Below are 22010 nucleotides of genomic sequence, written 5' to 3'. Positions count from 1 at the left end.
TAAATGGGTTTAGTTACCGCGAAAGAAGTTGCAAAAGCAATAAATACGGATAAGTACGGGGTTTTCGGTACCTTTTCGGGTTGGCTGCTGATGAAAATTTTGAAGATTTCTACATTAAACAAAATATACGACCGCAACAAACATCTGAAAGAGGTTCCATTCCTGAATGCTATTCTGGACGAGTTCCAGATTAAATTTGAAATTCCGGAAGAAGATTTTAAACGCTTACCGAAAGACGGTGCCTACATTACCATATCCAATCATCCGCTTGGAGGAATTGACGGTATTCTGCTGCTGAAACTGCTGCTTGAAAAAGAGCCAAACTTTAAAATCATTGCCAATTTTTTACTGCACCGCATTGACCCGATGAAGCCATACATCATGCCGGTAAATCCTTTTGAAAATCACAAAGACGCCAAATCCAGCGTGGTAGGAATTAAGGAAACACTGAGGCATCTAAGAGACGGAAAACCATTGGGCATGTTCCCGGCAGGTGAGGTTTCGACCTACAAAGACGGAAAATTAGTAGTTGATAAAGCCTGGGAAGAAGGTGCTATAAAAGTAATCCGAAAGGCACAGGTTCCTGTAGTACCTATTTATTTTCATGCCAAAAACAGCCGGTTATTTTATTTTTTATCAAAAATCAATCCAACACTCCGAACGGCTAAACTTCCATCTGAACTGCTTACCCAAAAAGACCGCATTATCAAGGTGCGTGTTGGCAAACCAATTTCAGTTGCAGAACAGAATGAATACGAATCCATTGAAGACTATACGGAATTCCTGAGAAAGAAAACCTATATGCTGGCGAATCCGTTTGAAAAAGAATCCAAACTTTTACAGACACCATCGCTTAAAATAACAAAAAGCCCCAAGGAAATAGTTACTGCCAGTGATCAGAATAAAATTGAAGCTGAAGTAAAAAATCTGCGTAAAAAAGACTGCCGTTTACTGCAGAGCAAAAATTACGAAGTGTTTTTTACAGATGCCAAATCGATACCGCATATACTGCATGAAATTGGCCGTTTACGTGAAATTACCTTTAGAGAAGTAGGTGAAGGAACTAACGAGTCCATTGACATTGACAAATACGACCAATATTACCATCACATGTTTTTGTGGGATGACGAAACCAAAAAAATTGCTGGTGCCTACCGCATGGGATTGGGTTCTGAAATTTACCCAAAATATGGTATTGAAGGCTTTTACCTTAATGATTTATTTCGATTTGAACCCGAATTAAATGATTTAATGCTGAGTTCGATTGAAATGGGACGTGCTTTCATCGTGAAAGAATACCAGCAGAAGCCTATGCCTTTGTTTCTGCTTTGGAAAGGGATTATTCATACCACTCTGCGTTATCCAGAACATAAATATTTAATTGGCGGCGTGAGTATCAGCAATCAGTTTTCTGATTTTTCAAAATCGTTAATGATTGAATTCATGAAGTCTAATTATTACGATCCATATATTGCACAATATGTACATCCGAAAAAAGCATATAAAGTAAAACTTAAAGACGCTGACAAAGACTTTATTTTAGATGAAGCTGAAGCCGATTTGAATAAATTTGACAAAATAATCGACGAATTAGAACCCGGAAATCTGCGTTTGCCTGTTTTGATTAAAAAATACATCAAACAGAATGCAAGAGTAATTGCTTTTAATGTTGATCCATTATTCAATAACGCTATAGATGGATTAATGTACATTAGAATAGCCGATATTCCCGAAAGCACCATGAAACCTGTTATGGAAGAGTTTCAAGCCGAATTGGAACGAAAATTGAGTGACAAGGAAGAATAATACTTCGTCCAAAGAAAGGAGCATTAAATAAGACTAAGCTCAGATTTAAAGCAAAAAAAGCGGTTATCGATAGCGGGAAATTTGACGGCTACGCCACCGAAAACAACTCAGGACAAAAAAATTAAATGTGCATAAACTCATATTTAAACACGAATTCCACGAATTAACACAAATTCAATCTGTGCTGATTCGTGGAATCTGTGTTTGAAATTTTGTATTAAGCAGTATTTATTTCACTCTCAAACTATCTTTCACAACGGTCAAACTATCCTTTACTACTGGTTTCACTGGATCTGGAATAACTGCAGGAACAGCCGCTTTTGGAGTTCGTCTTATTTTCTGAGTAATTACAACTGCATCATTCAATACAAAAGGTGTTGGCATCATCCAGTCTTGTCTTGCACTCATGTTAAATAAGGGGTTAGTCATCAAATCAAAAGAACTTTCCATTACATTCATGTTCAAAACAGTAGCTCTGTTAATGGTAAACTGCATCACTAGCGGTTCATTATTCACGACATAATAACTCAATAATTTTTTGCCATTTCTTTCCAGTTCAGTTCCCTTTTGTCCTAAAGCAGTCACGCCATTGGCCTTAAAGTTGAAGAATCTCATAATCTCATCAGCAAAAATATCATAGCGGTTTACCTTTCTGTTTGGAGTGATTTTTATTTTCAAATACCTTTTGAAGCCTATAACACTATCCGTTAAAAAAGTAATTGCAGGCTTAACGATTGGTTTGGCTTCAGTCTCGGAGGCATAGGTAAACTCCGAATTGTATTTGCTAAACAATTTTAAATCATTCAGGGTTCTGGCACTTTTCGGGTTTTCGCCCAGATAGGTTTTTGTCCAGGAATCTAAATTTGTATCATAAGTTGTCCAATATGCCCTGTTTTTATCGGCATTATAAAGATATACTAAGCTATTAGATTTCGCTTTGCCTGACTCATATCCTGATTGGTATTGCGCTTTCGCAAAAAACAGAACAGCAACTAAAAAGAACAGTAAAGACCAGCTCCCTTTTTTACGGAAATCTCCCAAGAGAGGCAACAGAATTGCAAAGGTTAAAACAGTCAGAATTGCACTGCCAAACAATACTTTCAGACCTAAACCAATAGGAAACATCTCAATAAACGGAGCAATAATAAGCAACGCAGGAATGGCGCAAATCAGATTTACAATCCAATTGGATTTTTGGCTAAAAATAAAAACAGCAAAAGACAGCAATCCAAAAAACACAGGAATAATCAAGAAACCTGCGCCCGGCAAACTGTTCGCCAGAAAACCATTCAGTACAATCCAGAAGATAAGCGGAATCACATAATGATTCATAATCACTTTTCGTGCCGAAGCTATCTGATAAAAGAAAAAACAGATTGAAACGCTAAGCAATACAAAGGCAGTAATATAATCCTGTCCGTTGTACGTAAATCCATTAAGCAGATCATTGTACTGCGGATTCAGCCACAGTAATCCTTGCCAGCCATAATAGGTAATCAATCCTGTAACAATTAAAGCTCCCAAAAACGGAAAGAAACCTTTCAGGATATCTTTCAGCTTCAAAATACGTTTTACCTTGCCAATGAAAACCAACAGAATAAGCACTCCCACAGCAATAAGCGTCATTGGCAACACCCAGTCAAAAGGATAACTGATAAATGCAAACGGAATCGTGAAATACACATAATCTTTCTCGGCAACCGTGCTTTCCAGATTCGCATTGGCAAAATGATTTAGCAGCGGCATCAAGTATGAACCCTGATGTTTCAAAGAGTTTTTGTCCAGATGCGCTACATCATCCTGTTGTGTATGATAGTTATAATGCCCGTCGATAAAAGCAAAATTAAACCCCTGAATATTCCCTTGCTCCCTAAAAACCGTCAAGTCGGTATCATTCGGAAGCATTTTGTAAATGCTGTACATTAACGAATTCGAAACTGGATAGGCAGCGCCGGCTTTGGCAAATTCCTTGACCAAGCCTGCATTTCCTTTGTTGGTTTCCATCAGCATATAACTCGGTCCCGAAGAACCACGTGCTTCAAAATTAATAACCAGTCCCACTTCCTTTGCCCATTGATGCTGGGTTACAAAAAGCGAGGCACCATTCAGTCCCAATTCTTCGGCATCTGTAAAAAGAATGATAATGTCGTTTGCATTTTTAGTTTTGGCATTCAAAAAAGCACGAACTCCTTCCAAAATTGTGGCAACGCCCGAAGCATCGTCGCTCGCTCCATGTGAAAATGAATGTGGTGCACTGTCATAATGCGAAAGCAATAGCAAAGCCTTACCCTTTGCGCTTCCTTTAATACGGCACATAATGTTTTTGGATTTTACCAGATTCCCCCAATCACTCAGCGTAAAACCCTCTTGAAAAGCAGGTTCTAATCCCAGTTTCTGTAATTCTTTAAAAATATAATGAGCGACAGCCTCGTGGTTTTGAGTACCCACATAATGCGGTTCCTTGGTCATTGCCGCAACATGTTCCAAAGCCCGGCTAGTCGAAAACTCCGTTACTTTTTCCTCTTCGTTTTCCGACCAGGACGGTGTTAGAAAAGCAAACAAAAAGGCCAAAACACCAATAATGAGAGCAACAATAATAAGCGAAGAGTAATTTTTTTTCATATTTGGGGTATTAAATATCTTTTTTAACAAGCATATAATAATCATTTTCCAAAACCATATAACCTTGGTCGTATAGAAAATAGTAGGTATTCCCGGACTTGGTATTCAAAACATTGGTAAAAAACTCAAAATCAAAACCCTTGCTCATCAGCTTGGCCCGGGTCGTCTTGGATTTTCCCTCCACATTCAGCTCTGACAAAATTCGGTAATTTTTGCGCAATTTGTTATTGATATTGCGCATATAATTCGTACTGTCCTTATTTATTTTGTTGTTATAAGCATTTCGGCATCCGTCACTGCAGAATTTTTTGTCTTCACGGCCCACAATAGCATCACCACATTCAAGGCAGGTTTTCATATTTTCGTCATTTTTACATTCAACATTCGTTCATTTTGGTGCCCAGCATTAGTCTTTTAGTTGATCTTTCCACAATATTGTCATTCCAACGGAGGAGGACACGAGCGAAAGCGAACTGGCGGAGCAATCTCATCAAGTGGTTAGGCAATCTTATTTAAATAAACTTTTTTCACTTAACGTTCTACAATATCAGATTTATTAAATCCCCATATACAAAACCAATTTTCGATTAAACCTTTTGCCTAAATTCGTCTTAACTGTTGGGAGCTGTTTTTTTTATTTATTCCGATTTTAAAATTATTTTTTTTATTTCAGTTCCAAAATAATAACTTAATTCTATTTTTTCATTCATTTGGTTTTCCAATACGATTAAACTTAAATTGTTTTTTGGAAAATATAAGTTCATTGAAGCAAACCCGTCGCCTAAACCCGTATGTCCAATATACTTTGTTTTGTCATTTTCGCAAATTCTTATTCCGTATCCATAGCCAGCTTTCTCTTTCCCAAAAACATCGTGTTGGGCAAATACAGTTGAAGTAGTCATTAATTTATAGGTTTCAGGTTTTAATATTTTGCCTTGATGAAGATTATCATTCCATATTAATAAATCTTTTGCTGTTGTAATTATTCCGTCAGCTGGAATGCTTTCATCTTTTATTTGTGTTGAATTAACAACTTCAAATGAATTTTCTTTGTTTATGTGTCCAAATACAACTTTTTGTGTTTTTTCTTTTGAATATGCCCAAGTGTTTTTCATTTTCAATTTTTTAAACAATTCGTTAGCCATTTCTGCATAAGTTCTTTTTGATGAAAACTCTATTATTTTTCCCAACAGGATATTTGATAAGTTCCCATACTTAAAATCTGTTCCTGGCTTAAATAACAAAGGCTTTTCTATATCTGAAATTCCGTGAGTATGATTTAATAATTGATGTACCGTTACAGAATCAGTCCAAGTTTGTGTTAAATCTGGTAAATATCTCCTAATTGACGATTGTAAATCAATCTTTCCTTTTTCTGCTTCTTTCAAAATTAAAACGGCAGTTATTTGTTTGCTGTTTGACATTATTTCAAATTGGTCATCAATATTCAATAATGTTTTCTTTTCAAAATTTGCAAAACCGTATGCTTTGGAATATATAGTTTTACCATTTTGGCCGATTAAAATTACTCCATTAAATTGTCGAATATTAGTTGTTTTGATTAAGCTGTCAATTTTTATAAAATTTTCATTGGTTTTTTGTGCAAACAAATTACAATTTGTAAGCAAAATCAAAAAAGATGCTAAGTAAGTAATTCTAAATATTGTCTTCATTTCAATTTATTTTTTGCCTTCTGTCATTCAAAAAGCATACAACGTTCCCTTGCTACAAGAGGTTTGGGGTTAAATTAAGCCTTATTTTCGGATTTGCCTAAACTTCCCAAATACAAGACCATTTTTAAATTAAGCCAAATGCCCAAATCTATTGTAGCAAGTGTTATGCCTTCGGTTTTTTCTTCAGTTTATTTGTCTATATAGAATAATTCAGCATTCTCTATTATTTCATTTTTATTAGTTTGAAAAAGTACATTTTCACTTTTATTTTCTTTGTCGATGTAAATCTTACCGACCTTAAATTCTCCACTGATTTCAATATCGGCAAACTTGTTTTTATCGAGCTTTATTATACCGTCTTTTTTTATATAACTTCCATAATGATGAATTCTTCCGCCCCAACTTCCGCTTCTAATTATGTAATTTCCATTTTCTTTTAAGTCAATGATTAGCCCATTTCCAACTGCGTGGATATATGTTTTAGATTTCTCCAGGTTTTCATAATAAATGTATAAACCTAATGTCGAAAAAATAGTAAATACAGCGATTAAAGTCGGAATTAAACTTTTTGTTTTTTTGTTATTGTTGAATTCTAACAAATTTTCAGATATTACTTTAGATACTAAAATTATTTCTAAAATCCCCAAAATGATATAGAAAAAGACAGCGAAAATATTATCTACTTGATATGATTTGTAAAGAATAAACATAAATAAACCGCCAACAATTATGAGTTGAATTATTCTTTTAGTCTGATTTTTTTCTTTCAATTTTAAGTTTTGGTTTTCGTTCGCTAAACTGAGGCATAACTCCCAAATATAAACAAAAATTTCCATTTACAAACGGTTACAAATAGTTACAACCGAAAGTAAACAGTTAGCAACCGAATATTTTTTGGAGACTGTCGCATCTTTGCCCTGTCGAAATGAACAAAGACAATAACAATGTCAAATTTCAATTTCAATAAAAAAATATAAGCCTAACATTTAAATTTTACACGCCATGAAAAACAAAGTTCAATTAATCGGAAATGCAGGAAATGATCCAGTAATCAAATCTTTTGAGGGAGGAAAAAAATTAGCCAATTTGACCATCGCTACTAACGAATTTTACAAAAACGACAAAGGCGAACGAGTAGAACAAACCGAGTGGCATACCGTAGTCGCTTGGGGAAAAACCGCCGAGATTATCGAGAAATTCGTAACCAAAGGCAAACAGATCGCTATTGACGGCAAACTTACCCACCGAAGCTACGAAGACAAAAACGGTGAGAAACGCTATATAACTGAGGTTGTCGTAAACGAAATTATGCTGCTGAAATAGTAATTTGAATTATGAATTTCAAATTACGAATGGATTTACTCAAAAAAAGTGTCCGCAATGCGGGTACTTTTTTTACTACCCAATCAAAGTCATTGCGAGGAGTTGCGAGGAACGAAGCAAAGCAAACTCACTAACAAGATGATATGCTAAATGTAATTGCTTCGTTCCTCGCAATAACATAACTAAAAAATTACAGAAATGATGAAACCCGGTTTTATTTATATCATAACTAATAAATATCAAACAGTAGTTTATACTGGCGTCACTTCAAATCTTCCGCAAAGGATTTTAGAACACAAGGAAAAAAAATATCTAAATTCATTTTCTGCTCGTTATAATGTGAATATATTAGTTTATTACGAGCAATTTCAATGGATTGGTGATGCAATAGCGAGAGAAAAACAAATAAAAGCAGGTTCAAGAGAAACAAAAAATGAACTGATTCGTTCTTTAAACCCTACATGGAAAGATTTATTTGATGATATTCAAAAATTATGATTGAGTGGTAATTTTTCTATTCTCCTTACAACCCAATCAAAGTCATTGAGGAACGAAGCCATCACACTAACAAGAACACAACGGGAGCAACGCAGCGTGATGACTTCGTTCCAATGACATACTTAAAACTGCCCTTTATACAATATCGCTTGTTCTATATGTGCCAAATGATGATTGCAATGCCAGGCATAAACACCAATTATTTCATCTAAGCAAGAGGTCTTGTTATTTGCGGGATGTGTAAATTGGCGTTTTAGTTCCTTTTCTCCAAAAGATTTCAAAAGCAAGACCCAACGAGCATGTAATCCTTCAATAATTTGAATAGATGGAAAAATGATATCTGAATTACCATCGGCAAGTTCTGCCCATCTGTCTTCTTCATACGGTTTAATAGTAGGTACATCTTCGGTTAAAGCCAGTTTAAATCGTATAAAACTATTCATGTGACTGTCGGCACAGTGATGAACGACTTGTTTTATACACCATCCATTTGGTCGGTAAATCCAATTCAATTGCTCTATAGAAAGATTCTCGGTTAGTAGCTTTATTTTTCGAGGGAAATTTTCAATAGCTGTTATCCAGGTTTCTAAATCATTTTGTGATATAGTATCAGGTTTTTGAAATTCTCCAATCGGGAATCTTAGTTTTTCTAGGTTAAAAGTGTTTTCCATTATATTTTAGTTATTCTTGTAATTTCGTATAAATCAGTTCTCCGGTCTTTCAGAATTCGGGCGCTTCCGTGTTCGTGCAGTTCTTTCAGCAAATCCAGATCTACATCTACAATAAGGATCATTTCGGTATTCGGTGTTGCTTCGGCTTTTATTCCAGTACTTGGAAAAGCAAAATCCGAAGGCGTAAATACAGCGGTTTGCGCATATTGAATATCCATATTATTTACTTTTGGCAGATTCCCAACACAGCCAGCAATTGCAACATAACATTCATTTTCGATGGCTCGCGCTTGTGAACAATGTTTAACTCTAGTGTAACCGCTTTGGGTATCGGTTAAAAAAGGCACAAACAGAATCTTCATATCTTCATTGGCCAAAAGCCTCGAAAGTTCCGGGAATTCCACATCATAACAAATCATGATTCCGATTTTGCCACAATCGGTATCAAAGGTTTTAAACTGCGAACCACCTTTCATTCCCCAATGCAGTACTTCGTTTGGCGTGATGTGAATTTTATAGTACATCTCCGAAGTTCCATCTCTTTTGCAGAGAAAACCAACGTTGTATAAATTGCCGTTTTCAATATACGGCATGCTACCCGAAATGATATTGATATTATACGAAATAGCAAATTCCTGAAACTTTTTGCGGATTGGATCTGCGTATTTCGCAAGTTCTCGAATGGCTTCCGGTTCAGACAGATGATTGTAATCGGCCATAAGCGGTGCTATAAACAATTCGGGGAACAGTGCAAAATCACTTTTATAACCAGAAACTGCATCTATAAAAAATTCGGCCTGCTCGAATAAAGCATCCAGATTTCCCAATGGACGCATCTGCCACTGAATCAATCCCAGCCTGATGACGCTTTTTGCAGTATTTATTAATTGAGGGCTTTCGTCATAATACACATTATTCCATTCCAGTAATACCGCAAATTCTCTGGAATCAGCATCGCCTTCGAGATAATTTTTCATAATACGCATTACGTGAAAATCATTACTCAGCTGAAAATTCAGCACGGGATCGTGCAATTCTTTTTTTCTGACTTTCTCTATGTATTTTTTTGGAGATAATTTGTCAGCATGTTTTTTATAATTTGGAATTCTTCCAGCAAAAACAATTGCTTTTAAGTTCAGTTTTTCGCACAATTCCTTTCTGGCATCATACAATCGCCTACCCAATCGCAGGCCTCTATACTCTGGATGAATAAACACATCAATTCCATACAATATTTCTCCTTCAGGATTGTGGGTAGAAAATGTATAATTTCCAGTTATTTTGGCATAATTAGGATTTTTATCTACCAGAATTTCATCGACAATCAATGATAAAGCGGCGCCCACGACTTTTCCGTCCGCCAGAATCACTATTTGTCCTTCAGAAAATAATTGAAGTAAATTTTCGATATCGGGCTGTTTCCAGTATGGATTTTCCATTTCAGGATACGCCTGAATCATTGACTTTTTCAATTCTTTGTAATCCTCAATCTTAAGATTTCTTAATTCTACTTTTTTGATTTTGGTCTGCATAACATTCTGATTTATCTCAAATATAGCGAAATATGTTTCGGTTTACAAACGGTATATTATAGAAGTAATTGCATGCGGGGCTATATTGCCAGATTAGCAGAGTTCAGTAAGTTGTTTGAATTTTACCCATAAAAAAAGAGTTCCGAAGCTTCGAAACTCTTTTGCATTATTTATAAATTAACTATTACGACGGTTCTTTGAAAAAGATGTTTTGAAAATGCTAATAGTAAACTTTTAGGTTTATATAAACTGCTGACTTAAAAACTACGCTGATTTTTTTAATAAATCAAACATTGGACAGCGGCTACAGCGTTTCTTTTCGCTCTTTTTGTATTTTTCACAACAGCTGGATTTGCAGTTTGACGGCACTTTACAGCTTGACATACAAGTCGACTTACAGCCTTCGAGAGCTTTCAGTTTTTTGAGGATTTCTTTTTTATCCTTTTTCTTCTTCTTGTCCTTTTTCTCCTTTTCTTTTTCTTTCTTGCTCAAGGTAACTGCGGATTATAGTTATGAATCTGTTCGGAATCGTGGTATAAAGAATTTAAAACCAATGCAAAGGTATGTTGTTTTTATCTATTCTAAATAAAATTTAACACTTTTAGAGCAAAAAAATCCCCAAATTGCTGTTCTTGCATTTTGGGGATAGTATTTATTAAGAGGTATCTTAACTATTTGGCAGCAGCGCCTCCATTTGCGGCAGCACTAGCAGCAGCTACCTGCTGGATGTCACGGTCAAAAAGGTATAATCCGCCTTTGTCGTCACCGATAAGGTTGATTTTGTCCAAAATTGATTTGGCAGTTGCTTCTTCTTCAATCTGCTCGGCTACATACCATTGCAGGAAGTTATGAGTGGCATAATCTTTCTCTTGAAAAGTTATATGAACCAACTCATTAATTGAGTTGGATACAAAAATTTCGTGCTTGTATAATTCTTCAAACATTCCTTTGAAAGTTTCGTAGGTAGTTTTTGGTGCTTTCAAATCGGTAACTTGTGCGTGACCGCCACGTTCGTTTACATACTTGATTAATTTCAGCATGTGCAGACGCTCCTCATCTGACTGGGCATACATAAACTGGGCGATTCCTTCCAGTCCATTCACTTCGGCCCAGCAGGCCATTGATAAATAAATCTGAGAAGATTCGGCCTCTATACGGATTTGTTTATTTAATGCGGTTTCGATATTTTCTAATAACATGATTTCTAGTTTTTAGTAAAATTAGAAAAAAAATATTTTAACGGTCTTTTTTTTATATTAAAATTCCAGCAGAAGGCTTCAATTTAGTATCATTCTATTGATAAAATGGTCTTTTATGGGTTTCAAATTTTGTCTAAAACTTATGTGCTTTCAGTGTGTCTACTTTTTAGTTTTAAAAAGAAACTGCCACAAATTGCGCGTACAAGTCATTAAGTTAAGTTGTATTTCGCTCTCGCAAAGACGCTGAGGCGCAAAGTTAAGATCGGATTTCTTGGCGTCTTAGCGCCTTTGCGAGAATTATATCTTGGACATCAAAAATGGGGTTTATTTTAAAATGCAGTATCAAAAATTAAAATAAACCCACAGCACAAACTTTGTCTCGTTGTTAGCAAACATTTCCTTAAATTTGCTTCCATTATTGAGTTATAAAAATCAAACTATGTTACAAATTGCATTTATTAGAGAGAATCAAGAGAAAGTAATCAGCGCTTTGGCCAAAAGAAATATGGATGCCAGAGAAACTGTTGAAGAAGTGGTCCAACTGGATGAAAAACGCCGTGCAGCACAGGTGGAGCTGGACAATACTTTATCCGAATCTAATAAATTGTCCAAAGATATAGGCGAACTGATGAAAGCCGGCGAGAAATCCAAGGCTGCTATTCTTAAAGAAAAAACAGTTCTGCTGAAAGAAAAAAGTAAAGCATTGGCTGAAAGCGCAGATGTTTTAGCCAATGAATTAACAGAGAAATTATACACACTGCCTAATCTTCCTGCGGCTATTGTTCCTGCTGGAAAATCGGCAGATGATAACTTAAATGTTTATCAGGAAGGTGATATTCCGGTTTTGCACGAAGGAGCACAGCCACACTGGGAATTGGTAAAACAATATGATATCATTGATTTTGAACTTGGAAATAAAATTACAGGTGCAGGATTCCCTGTTTATAAAGGAAAAGGAGCCCGTCTGCAGCGTGCTTTAATCAATTATTTCCTTGACAAAAATACAGCAGCCGGATATCAGGAAGTACAGGTGCCGCATTTTGTAAATGAAGCTTCGGCTTATGGAACAGGACAATTGCCGGACAAAGAAGGGCAGATGTATCATGACGCAACAGATAATTTATATCTGATTCCAACGGCTGAGGTTCCGGTAACTAACATTTTCAGAGATGTAATCGTGAATGAAAATGAGTTTCCTATTTTGCGAACTGCTTATACGCCTTGTTTCCGTCGTGAAGCGGGTTCTTACGGGGCGCATGTGAGAGGATTGAACCGTCTGCATCAATTTGACAAAGTAGAAATTGTTCGTATCGAACATCCGGATAACTCCTACCAAGCTCTTGACGGAATGGTAGAACATGTAAAAAATATTCTTCAGGAATTGAAACTGCCTTTCCGAATTTTACGTCTTTGTGGAGGCGATATGGGTTTCACATCGGCTTTGACTTATGATTTTGAAGTGTATTCTACAGCACAGGAACGCTGGTTAGAAATTTCATCAGTATCTAATTTTGAAACTTTTCAGGCGAACCGCTTGAAACTGCGTTTCAAAGACAAAGACGGGAAAAACCAATTAGCTCACACCCTTAACGGAAGTTCATTGGCTCTGCCAAGGGTTTTGGCCGGAATTTTAGAAAATTACCAGACTCCGGAAGGAATCGTAATCCCAGAGGTTTTGCGTCCATACTGCGGGTTTGATATTATAGATTAATTTTAACATATAAGTCATATAAGTTTGCAGCTGAAAAGATTTACTATTTAAGGCTATATAAGAGCATGTAAGATTTATGAAATAAAATAATATACAACAAATTATACTAAATTTAATTTGTGAAAATTTGTGTAATTTGCGGTTAAAAAAGCACCTTAATAAGTCATATAAGATATTGCAAAAAACTTGACAATAAAGCAAATGCAAACTTATATGACTTATATGTTTTATAAAAATTGCATTAAAAATGAAAAAACTCCTCCTACATATCGCACTGTTTTTTTCATTAATTGGGTTTGCCCAAAATGAACAATTAGCGCAGTATTATTATGACAGAGGAGATTTTGAGAAAGCACTGGTCAGCTATCAGGAATTGTCGAATAGCCTGCCATCCAATCCGTTTTATTTTCAGCGAAAAATTGACTGTATGCAACAGCTGCTTCAGTTTGATCCGGCCGAAAAGGAAATTCAGGAACGATTGGCTAGGTCAAAACAATCTACACTTCTGGTCGAATTAGGCTATAATTTCCAATTGCAGAAAAATGAAGCCAAAGCCAAAAAATATTATGACGAGGCCATAGACCGGATCCGAAAAAATCCAAATGAAGTCTATGGAATTGCCAATAATTTTGAAAAGAAAGTACTGCTCGAATACGCTTTAAAATCGTATGTAACAGCTGCCGAAATGGTACCAACTCTTGATTTTAAATACCAAACTGCGCTGCTGTACGGGCAATTAGGAAATACAGATCAGATGATTGCCAATTTTCTGGAGGAAGCTTTCGAAAATCAGCAGGCTGCTTTGATGATTCAAAATCAATTGACACGTTATATGTCGAAAGACGAAGATTCTAAATTCAATGAAAGCCTTCGAAAAAACTTGATTGTCCGGGTTCAAAAAAATCAGGATATTTTTTGGAATCAGTTTTTGAGCTGGTTTTATATGCAGCAGAAGGAATTTGGAAAAGCTTTTATTCAGGAAAAAGCGATTTATAAACGAAATCCGGAATCATTATCCAACATCATCAGTCTGGGACAAATGGCCATAGAAGAAGGTAATCAGGAAACAGCCACCGAGGTAATGAATTATGTCTTAGAAAACACCACTGATGTAGATTTGATTGTCAGGGCTCATAGTTATTTACTGCAGATGAAAATGGAAAAAGCGCAGGAAAAAGATTTTGCTGCCATCAGTTCTCAGTTTGATGCACTGTTAAAACAATACGGTATAACGCCAGTTACTTTATCTTTGCAGTTAAAACAAGCATATTTTGTAAGTTTCATAATGAAAAATCCCGCTTTGGGGAAAACCATTGTAAAACGGGCAATGGAAATGCAGCTGAATCAATTTGATCAGGCGCAGTGTAAAATGGAATTGGCAGATATTCTGCTTTCTGAAGAAAAATTCAATCAGGCGTTACTCTATTATTCCCAGATTCAGGAAAACCTGCAAAACAATGTGCTTTCGCATGAAGCAAGTTTGAAATCGGCTAAAACAAGTTATTTTAAAACCGATTTTGAATGGGCTTTGAAACAGTTCAAAGAACTGAAATCAGCAACTACCCAGCTGATTGCGAATGATGCTCTGGAATATTTTCTTTTAATTAATGATAATACCGTTGCCGATTCGTCTCAGACGGCGCTGAAACAGTTTGCCAAAGGAGATTATCTTTTGTACCAAAACAGAAATCAGGAAGCGATAGCTCAGTTTCAGCAGATTTTGAAAAGTTTCAAAGGACAGGAAATAGAGTCTGTTACTTTATTGCGATTGGGCAGATTGTATGAAAAACTGGGTGATAATACGCTGGCTTTGGCACAATATCAAGATATTATTGATCATCACAACGACGGAATTTATATTGACGAAGCTTTGTATTTCTCGGCAGAGATTTATAATAAACAATTACAGCAGCCTGATAAGGCAAAAGCTTTATACGAGAAAATAATTTTTGCGCATCAGGACAGTATATATTTTGTCGATGCCAGAAGGAAATTCAGGGAATTGAGAGGAGATACGAATTTATAAATTGATTATTAGATTGCTAGAATTTTAGATTGTTAGATTTTTCGAACTATCTAATTTAGTCTAACAATCTAATAGTCTAATAATCTAAATAATGATAATATACAACGTTACCACAAACATACATGAAAGCGTTCACGACAAATGGATGATCTGGATGCAGCACAAACACATTCCGGAAATGCTGGCTTGCGGAAAATTTATTTCGGCTCGTTTGGTTCGTGTTTTGGTAGAAGAAGAAATGGGAGGAGTTACTTATTCGGTTCAGTATGAAACGGACAGTAAGGAGACATTAGCAAAATACTATCAGGAAGATGCACCAAAATTAAGAGAAGAAGGGGTGAAATTGTTTGGCGATAAAATGCTGACATTTAGAACTGAGTTGGAAGTGATAAGTGAGCACTAACTGGTCTAAGGTCCAGCTTTATAAAATAATTGAGCCTATGATTCTTACGATATGTAGAAGTTCCGTTGGAACGAATCATGTTGTAGCAACGGATTTTAATCCGTTGAAAATTCAAAAAAATAATATGGAAAAAGTAACAGCCAAAAAACATCTCGGACAGCATTTCTTAAAAGACGAAAGCGTAGCGAAAGACATCGCCGACACCTTGAATTTAGAGGGATATGAAGATGTACTGGAAATAGGCCCCGGAATGGGAGTGCTGACCAAGTATTTATTGGAAAAACCAATCAATACTTACGTTATCGAAATTGATACCGAATCGGTTGAATATCTGGGTGTTCATTATGATAAACTGAAGGACAGAATCATCTCAAAAGATTTCCTGAAATATGATATCAATGAAGTTTTCGGAGGGAAGCAATTCGCAATAATCGGTAATTTTCCGTATAATATTTCGACACAGATTGTTTTCAAAGCATTGGAATACCGCAGCCAGATTCCTGAATTTGCAGGAATGTTTCAAAAAGAAGTGGCAGAACGCATCTGTGAAAAGAAGGGAACCAAAGCTTATGGAATCCTGTCTGTTCTGGCACAGGCGTTTTATGATACTGAGTATCTGTTTACTGTAGATGAAAATGTATTCAATCCACCTCCCAAAGTAAAATCGGGTGTGATGCGCATGCGCAGGAAAGAAGATTTTAGTCTACCATGCGGAGAGAAATTGTTTTTCAATGTTGTAAAAACTGCTTTTCAACAGCGCAGAAAGACCTTGCGGAACAGTTTAAAAACCTTAAATTTGTCGGATAAATTGAGAGAAGACGAAGTTTTCAATCTTCGTCCCGAACAACTGGATTACAAAGAATTTATAGCATTGACCCAAAAAATTGAAGCCGATGGAGGAGTTTAAAATCAGCAAGGAATTAATAGCACAGCTGGAGGAATTCATTCAAAGTAAAAATGACCAGCAGCTGGAAGTTTTACTCAACGACATGCACCATGCTGATATTGCCGAAGTTCTTGATGAACTGGACTTCGATCAGGCGACATACATCTTTAAAGTTCTGGACAGTGAAAAAACCGCCGAAATACTTTTAGAGTTAGAAGATGATTTACGGGAGAATATATTAAACAGGCTTTCGCCAAAAGAAATTGCCGAAGAGCTTGACGAATTAGAAACCAATGATGCAGCGGATATTATCGGGGAACTTTCGAAAGAAAAAAAAGCCGAAGTAATATCAGAACTGCAGGACGTTGAGCATGCTAAGGACATTGTAGAACTTTTGCGCTATAAGGAAGATACTGCGGGCGGAATCATGCACAAGGAGCTTGTAAAAGTGAATGAAAACTGGAATGTGCTTACCTGTGTAAAGGAAATGCGTATTCAGGCCGAAAATATCTCCAGAGTCCATTCTATTTATGTAGTCGATGACGAAGACCGATTAAAAGGGCGATTGTCGCTCAAAGATCTGCTGACGACTTCTACGCGGACAAATATCAGCGATGTGTATATCCGAAAACTGAATTCGGTGAATGTAGATACCGAAGATGTTGAGGTGGCCAGAATCATGCAGAAATACGATTTGGAAGCGATTCCCGTGGTAGACGAATTGGGACGTTTAGTAGGCAGAATTACTATTGACGATATCGTGGACGTTATTAAAGATGAGGCCGAAAAAGATTATCAATTGGCAGCGGGTATTACCAATGACGTAGAATCCAGCGATACTGTTCTGGAACTGATGAAAGCAAGACTGCCTTGGCTTTTGATAGGAATGGTGATTGAAATTATTGCTTCAAAGGTTCTGGAAGGCAATCAGACTACGGGACAGCAGTATTTTACTTTAATGATTTTTGTTCCCTTGCTTTCGGCTACAGCCGGAAACATTGGTGTACAGGCATCGGCAATTGTGGTGCAGGGTCTGGCAAACGGAACTTTAAAACAATACAGCAGACAGTACCTTTCTAAGGAACTTTCGGTTGCTATGATTTCGGGAACGATAATATCATTGTTTTTGTTTTTGTACCATTCGCTAATGTATCAGCAGTATTTAGTTGGATTTGCCATTTCTATTTCCATGCTTGTGGTTATCGTATTTGCGGCTTCGTTAGGGGTATTGGTGCCATTGTTTTTATATAGAAGAAAAATTGATCCTGCTATAGCGACAGGACCTTTTATTACTACAACAAATGATGTTTTTGGCATCATGATTTATTTTGGGATAGCCAGACTGATATTAGGATATTAAACATCGGCAACTTTTAGAATATAACAATTATCCCGAATTTATTTAAATTTAAAAATAATAGATTCGGGATAATTTGTGTTCTTTGTAATTCCTTTTTTTCGGCATCCGAAAATACTATTAATCAATCAAAGAATAAAAAGATACAAGAATGAAAGTACATATCATAGGCGGAGGAAACCTTGGGGCTTCTGTCGCAATCGGAATAGCAAAATTCACTAAAGATAACCAGGTAACAGTAACGAGACGCAACTTGGCTCCTATTTCGCATTTAAAAGAATTAGGAATTACTGTCACTACAGATAATACCAGCAATATTCAGGAAGCAGATGTTATTATCCTGACGATAAAACCTTATCAGGTAGATACAGTTCTGGCTGAGATTCTGCCTGTGATTTCCAACAAAGTAATCGCTTCGGCAGTGAGTGGGCTTTCTATTGAGAATTTACAGAACAAAATAGGCGACAATCACAGCGCGGTACGTATTATGCCCAATATTGCTGCACAATTTGGTGCATCAGCTACCTGTATTGCTTTTCATGAAAAAAACAAAGAAAAAGCGCAGCCAACAGTAACTCTTTTTCAGGGATTAGGGACAGCGCCTATCATTGACGAAAAACTGATGGATGCAGCAACCGTTCTTGCTGCAAGTGGTACTGCATTTGCCTTGAGATACATTCGTGCTTCTATGCAGGCGGGAATCGAAATTGGTTTTGACTGGAAGACTGCCTTGGAGATATCGGCACAGACTGTTAAAGGTGCAGCCGAAATGCTTCTTGAGGAAAAAGGACATCCGGAACAATTGATCGACCGCGTTACTACACCGCAGGGCTGTACCATTGCAGGATTGAACGAGATGGAACTTCATGGTTTCAGTTCTTCTTTGATCAAAGGCATCAAGACTTCTCTAAAACAGATTAAGGGTTAAAAATTATATGCCCCTTAAAATCTGCATCGCATGCAATAAATAAGAGGTTTTCTGGTTTTATGCCAGTAAGCCTCTTTTTTTGTGGGCTGCTCCTGCCCTTTTTTCAATCAAAAAATTACAATCCATTAACTGTATTTACTGATAATCTGAACTCGATTATTATTATCATTAAAATATTTCGCTCCTATAAATATTGTACTCCTTGTGGTTCACCTCAGTTTTTTTTAACAATATTAAAGCTCCGTAAGAACATAATATTTATAGAAAACAAATTGTTGTGATATCTAAGCTCCATAGGAGCGAAATATATTATTAATCTAGTTCAGGATGATAACGATTTATTAATCAATTCTATACAAAAAAATAATAAATAAATCATAAGAAAAATAGTTGCGTTATAGATACTATTTTTCTTATTTTTGAAAAATTGTAAACGAAATTTATTAATTTAAAAAAACCGTTATGAATTTTTCTATTAAACCAATCAGCTTGATTATGATAGTATTTGGCAGCTTATTGACCAGCTGCAGCAGCGAAAGTTCGGATCCTGAACCAGCGGCAGATAAAACTGTTGATTTGAAAGAAGCTTTATTGGACGACTTTTCTTTTTCGGAAGCTGCATATATTTCTATTGATATTACCCAGCCCGAAATCAAGGATAATCTAGAAACCAAACCTGGCGAAATAAAAATAAAAGTCCCTAACGGATCAGCATTAGAACTGAGTCTGAAAAAAACCAATCTTGATCCTGCCGCTTTCAGCATTACGCCAGCAGCAGGCACAAAAAAAACTTTTTCGACAACAGAACCTGTAGTGTATACCATTGTATCGCTTAAAAACCCTAAACAGGTTATTCACTACAAAGTATTGATAGAACTGGAAGTCCCCCATACATCAGAAACACCAGAAATAACAGCATTTAAATTTGAAAAAAGCAAAAACAATGCACTGGCTCAGGACATTGCTGCTGCAAAAATTGATAATGAAAAAAAGCAGCTGTTTATCTTTGTGCCTGTCGGAACCGACTTTAGCAGCCTTACCCCGACAATCACCTTCAAAGGGGAAAAGCTTTATATCCTAAACGGTAACGCCAAAGAGGAATATCCTGCCGCTGGAAAGAAAACCGATTTTAAATACCCTAAGACTTTCAGCATCCAGATAGAGAGTGATGCTGGTGCCAAAAGCCAGTTTTATTCGGTAATTGTTGATGTGAAGAATCCAATCAAATTTGAAGTGGCAACCGTTGAGGTCCCGAATGTAAAAAAGAATGAAGACTTTTTCGAAAAAATAGGCACCTTTACCAATCAGGGCAATCACCCTATTACGGCATTTGCCAATACCTACAAAAACAAAATTCCTGATCTTGACACCAGCAACATTGGGCTGATAAGCCTCACGATACCAGGTGGCGGACTCCTGCCGGGGGAAAGCAGCGATGTAAAATTTTCATTGAACAAGACACTGGCCAAAGCAGTTCCAGCAGGAACTTATCAATTTACAGCAGTAGTACCACCAGGATTTTTTGAAATTCTTAACTGGCCGCCAGATGCAGCACAATTACTTCAACCATCTGAGCTTGCCGTGCAAGTAAATCTGATTGAGTAAGGCACTGTTGAAAGTTGAAAGTTTAAAACCGAAAAAAGTGACGTAAAATCCTTATGTTTTTTGCTAAAAGCATTTTAATACATGCATAAAATTCATATATTCACTTGGTTTTTAAATCAATACAAATGAATTGGTCTGCAAAAGTAGTACAGCATCGGGAACAGCAGCGGATAGCTGTATATTTTGAAAATAATATTGACTTAATAGCACGCATCAGGCAGCTGGAGGACGCCAGATGGAGCCAGACACTTCAGGCCTGGCACATTCCTGATACCGACGAAAACCGGATGCGGTTCAAGATAACCCCTGCTCCACAGCCATCGCGGGAAGGAATCGAAAATATTGACCAATTTAAACAATACCTGCACTCCAGGCGATACAGCGAGAATACAGTTACTGCTTATAGTGAGGCTTTGAAATCCTTTTTGATTTTTTATAAGGAAAAACCCATTGCCGAAATTACTAACGAGGATGTTATTGTGTACAACAACAAGCATATTCTGAAAAATAACCTTTCGGATTCGTATCAGAACCAGATTGTCAATGCAATCAAACTGTACTTTGCCACCATTAAGGAAACAAAGATCGAAATAGATAAAATTCACCGGCCAAAACGTGCCAAGGTTTTGCCAAACGTTTTGAGCAAGGAGGAAGTAAAATTGATTTTGAATGCCCATTCGAATATTAAGCACAAAACGATGCTGTCGCTGCTATACAGCTGTGGCCTGCGCTGTGGCGAATTATTGGCGCTGCGCCCCTCAAATATTGATTCTAAAAGAAATATTGTGATTATACGCCAAAGCAAAGGCAGAAAAGACAGGATTGTCCCTTTGAGTCCAAAGATACTGGAAATGCTTCGGGAATATTATCTTTTATTTAAACCCGCAGCTTATCTGTTTGAAGGGCAAACCAAAGGAGAGCCTTATGATAACCGCAGCCTGCAGCAGGTTTTGAAACATGCCCTGAAAAAATCAGGAATTGCCAAAAGAGCTACTTTACACTGGTTACGGCACAGCTACGCCACACATTTATTAGAAAACGGCACCGATCTGCGCTACATACAAGAATTACTAGGACACAACAGCAGCAAAACCACCGAAATTTACACCCATGTGAGTACCAAAAGCTTACAGCAGATAAAAAGCCCATTTGATGATTTGTAATAAAAATATTATCTCTATATTTGTAACAACACGCTACTCAGCAGCGCATATACACCCAAAATGGGATATATACTCGCTATGAAGCAGCGAGTATATACAAGTTAGGAGAGATTGCTCCGTGGACGAACAACAGATGAATTTAATAAGGTTTTTGAAAGCGGAAAAGACAAAAAAAACGTCTAAAGCTAGCTGACGAAAATTGGACGTGGAAAATATTGCGGACAAGCAAAACGTGAACCGCTTTTCGGACAAACGAAAGCGGATTTTTTTGTGCTTAACTGAAGTTAAAAATTCAACTGCTGAAACTAATTGGAACGGAAAATTGGAAGGCGGAAAAACTTGCCGAAATTGGAATCGAAAATCGGAACGGCTAATCGTTCGTGCTTTTCGTCCGTGTCGCAACCTCTCCTAACACACGCTACAAGCGATTTGGGCATTTGGCTTAATTTAAAAATGATCTTGTATTTGTGAGAATTTGGTGAATCCGAAAAATAAAGCTACTTTAGTCCCAAACCGCTTGTAGCGCGAGAACGTCAGGCTGTGAAAAAACCTCTTTTTTCGATAGTTGCAAGGCAAAAAACCTGTCCTCAAACCGCAATACAACCCT

Annotated in this window: 18 protein-coding genes; 11 read left to right on the top strand and 7 right to left on the bottom strand. The window is 36.7% G+C overall.

The genetic code is table 11. The annotated features are described in order from the left end of the window. Positions 1-3: 3 nt before the first annotated feature. Positions 4-1806 (top strand): GNAT family N-acyltransferase, encoded by a 1803-nt coding sequence (locus tag ABEG11_RS08010; RefSeq protein WP_348823647.1) that lies wholly within the window; start codon positions 4-6, stop codon positions 1804-1806. 228 nt (positions 1807-2034) lie between these two features. On the opposite strand, the gene ABEG11_RS08005 is transcribed toward ABEG11_RS08010, so the two are convergent. The 4 genes from ABEG11_RS08005 to ABEG11_RS07990 all read right to left on the bottom strand — a co-directional run bounded on the left by ABEG11_RS08005 (position 2035) and on the right by ABEG11_RS07990 (position 6937). Beyond that, on the bottom strand, positions 2035-4428 hold the full coding sequence (locus tag ABEG11_RS08005; protein WP_348823646.1) for a M28 family peptidase: 2394 nt from the start codon (positions 4426-4428) through the stop codon (positions 2035-2037). A gap of 10 nt (positions 4429-4438) precedes the next feature. Further along, positions 4439-4786 carry a DUF2116 family Zn-ribbon domain-containing protein gene (locus ABEG11_RS08000; protein ID WP_348823645.1) on the bottom strand — a complete coding sequence of 116 codons (348 nt, stop codon included), beginning with the start codon at positions 4784-4786 and terminating at the stop codon, positions 4439-4441. Between the two features lie 280 nt (positions 4787-5066). Then, positions 5067-6101: a serine hydrolase domain-containing protein gene (locus ABEG11_RS07995; protein ID WP_348823644.1), complete on the bottom strand. Its 1035-nt coding sequence runs from the start codon at positions 6099-6101 to the stop codon at positions 5067-5069. Positions 6102-6289: 188 nt separating this feature from the next. After that, complete coding sequence (locus tag ABEG11_RS07990) at positions 6290-6937, bottom strand: hypothetical protein (RefSeq protein WP_348823643.1); 648 nt, start codon at positions 6935-6937, stop codon at positions 6290-6292. A 166-nt stretch (positions 6938-7103) separates the two neighbouring features. Here ABEG11_RS07990 and ABEG11_RS07985 point away from each other — a divergent pair, with 166 nt between their 5' ends. Next, positions 7104-7424, top strand: a complete 321-nt coding sequence (locus ABEG11_RS07985; protein ID WP_348823642.1) for a single-stranded DNA-binding protein — start codon at positions 7104-7106, stop codon at positions 7422-7424. A 198-nt stretch (positions 7425-7622) separates the two neighbouring features. Continuing rightward, the gene (locus ABEG11_RS07980; protein WP_435302836.1) at positions 7623-7922 is read left to right on the top strand and encodes a GIY-YIG nuclease family protein; all 300 of its coding nucleotides are present in this window, start codon (positions 7623-7625) and stop codon (positions 7920-7922) included. Positions 7923-8044: 122 nt separating this feature from the next. Here the strand turns inward: ABEG11_RS07980 and ABEG11_RS07975 are convergent, their stop codons facing one another. The 3 genes from ABEG11_RS07975 to ABEG11_RS07965 all read right to left on the bottom strand — a co-directional run bounded on the left by ABEG11_RS07975 (position 8045) and on the right by ABEG11_RS07965 (position 11324). Further along, complete coding sequence (locus ABEG11_RS07975) at positions 8045-8593, bottom strand: YfiT family bacillithiol transferase (protein WP_348823641.1); 549 nt, start codon at positions 8591-8593, stop codon at positions 8045-8047. Then, positions 8593-10125, bottom strand: coding sequence for a GNAT family N-acetyltransferase (locus tag ABEG11_RS07970; protein ID WP_348823640.1), 1533 nt, complete (start codon positions 10123-10125; stop codon positions 8593-8595). The genes ABEG11_RS07975 and ABEG11_RS07970 overlap by 1 nt, the downstream gene beginning before the upstream one ends. 671 nt (positions 10126-10796) lie before the next feature. After that, complete coding sequence (locus ABEG11_RS07965; protein ID WP_348823639.1) at positions 10797-11324, bottom strand: ferritin; 528 nt, start codon at positions 11322-11324, stop codon at positions 10797-10799. Positions 11325-11763: 439 nt separating this feature from the next. Here ABEG11_RS07965 and serS point away from each other — a divergent pair, with 439 nt between their 5' ends. From serS to xerA, 8 genes are all read left to right on the top strand, one after another. After that, entirely contained in the window at positions 11764-13035 is a 1272-nt protein-coding gene (gene serS / locus ABEG11_RS07960) for a serine--tRNA ligase (protein WP_348823638.1), read from the top strand. A gap of 247 nt (positions 13036-13282) precedes the next feature. Beyond that, positions 13283-15061, top strand: coding sequence for a tetratricopeptide repeat protein (locus tag ABEG11_RS07955; RefSeq protein WP_348823637.1), 1779 nt, complete (start codon positions 13283-13285; stop codon positions 15059-15061). Positions 15062-15152: 91 nt separating this feature from the next. Continuing rightward, a complete protein-coding gene (locus ABEG11_RS07950) occupies positions 15153-15464 on the top strand; it encodes a DUF4286 family protein (RefSeq protein ID WP_348823636.1) in 312 nt (103 codons plus the stop codon). A 124-nt stretch (positions 15465-15588) separates the two neighbouring features. Then, the gene (rsmA, locus tag ABEG11_RS07945) at positions 15589-16371 is read left to right on the top strand and encodes a 16S rRNA (adenine(1518)-N(6)/adenine(1519)-N(6))-dimethyltransferase RsmA (RefSeq protein ID WP_348823635.1); all 783 of its coding nucleotides are present in this window, start codon (positions 15589-15591) and stop codon (positions 16369-16371) included. Beyond that, entirely contained in the window at positions 16358-17710 is a 1353-nt protein-coding gene (gene mgtE, locus ABEG11_RS07940; protein ID WP_348823634.1) for a magnesium transporter, read from the top strand. Before rsmA ends, mgtE begins: the two co-directional genes overlap by 14 nt. Before the next feature lie 148 nt (positions 17711-17858). Beyond that, positions 17859-18635, top strand: coding sequence for a pyrroline-5-carboxylate reductase (gene proC, locus ABEG11_RS07935; protein WP_348823633.1), 777 nt, complete (start codon positions 17859-17861; stop codon positions 18633-18635). A gap of 462 nt (positions 18636-19097) precedes the next feature. Further along, a complete protein-coding gene (locus ABEG11_RS07930) occupies positions 19098-20240 on the top strand; it encodes an SGBP N-terminal domain-containing protein (RefSeq protein WP_348823632.1) in 1143 nt (380 codons plus the stop codon). Between the two features lie 125 nt (positions 20241-20365). After that, on the top strand, positions 20366-21403 hold the full coding sequence (gene xerA / locus ABEG11_RS07925; RefSeq protein ID WP_348823631.1) for a site-specific tyrosine recombinase/integron integrase: 1038 nt from the start codon (positions 20366-20368) through the stop codon (positions 21401-21403). The last annotated feature ends 607 nt before the right edge of the window (positions 21404-22010 follow it).

The organism is Flavobacterium aestuarii (assembly GCF_040049115.1).
In the GTDB taxonomy this organism is placed as follows: domain Bacteria; phylum Bacteroidota; class Bacteroidia; order Flavobacteriales; family Flavobacteriaceae; genus Flavobacterium; species Flavobacterium aestuarii.
Note: the sequence above shows the minus strand (reverse complement) of the source record. Positions and strands in the feature narration are given on the sequence as shown.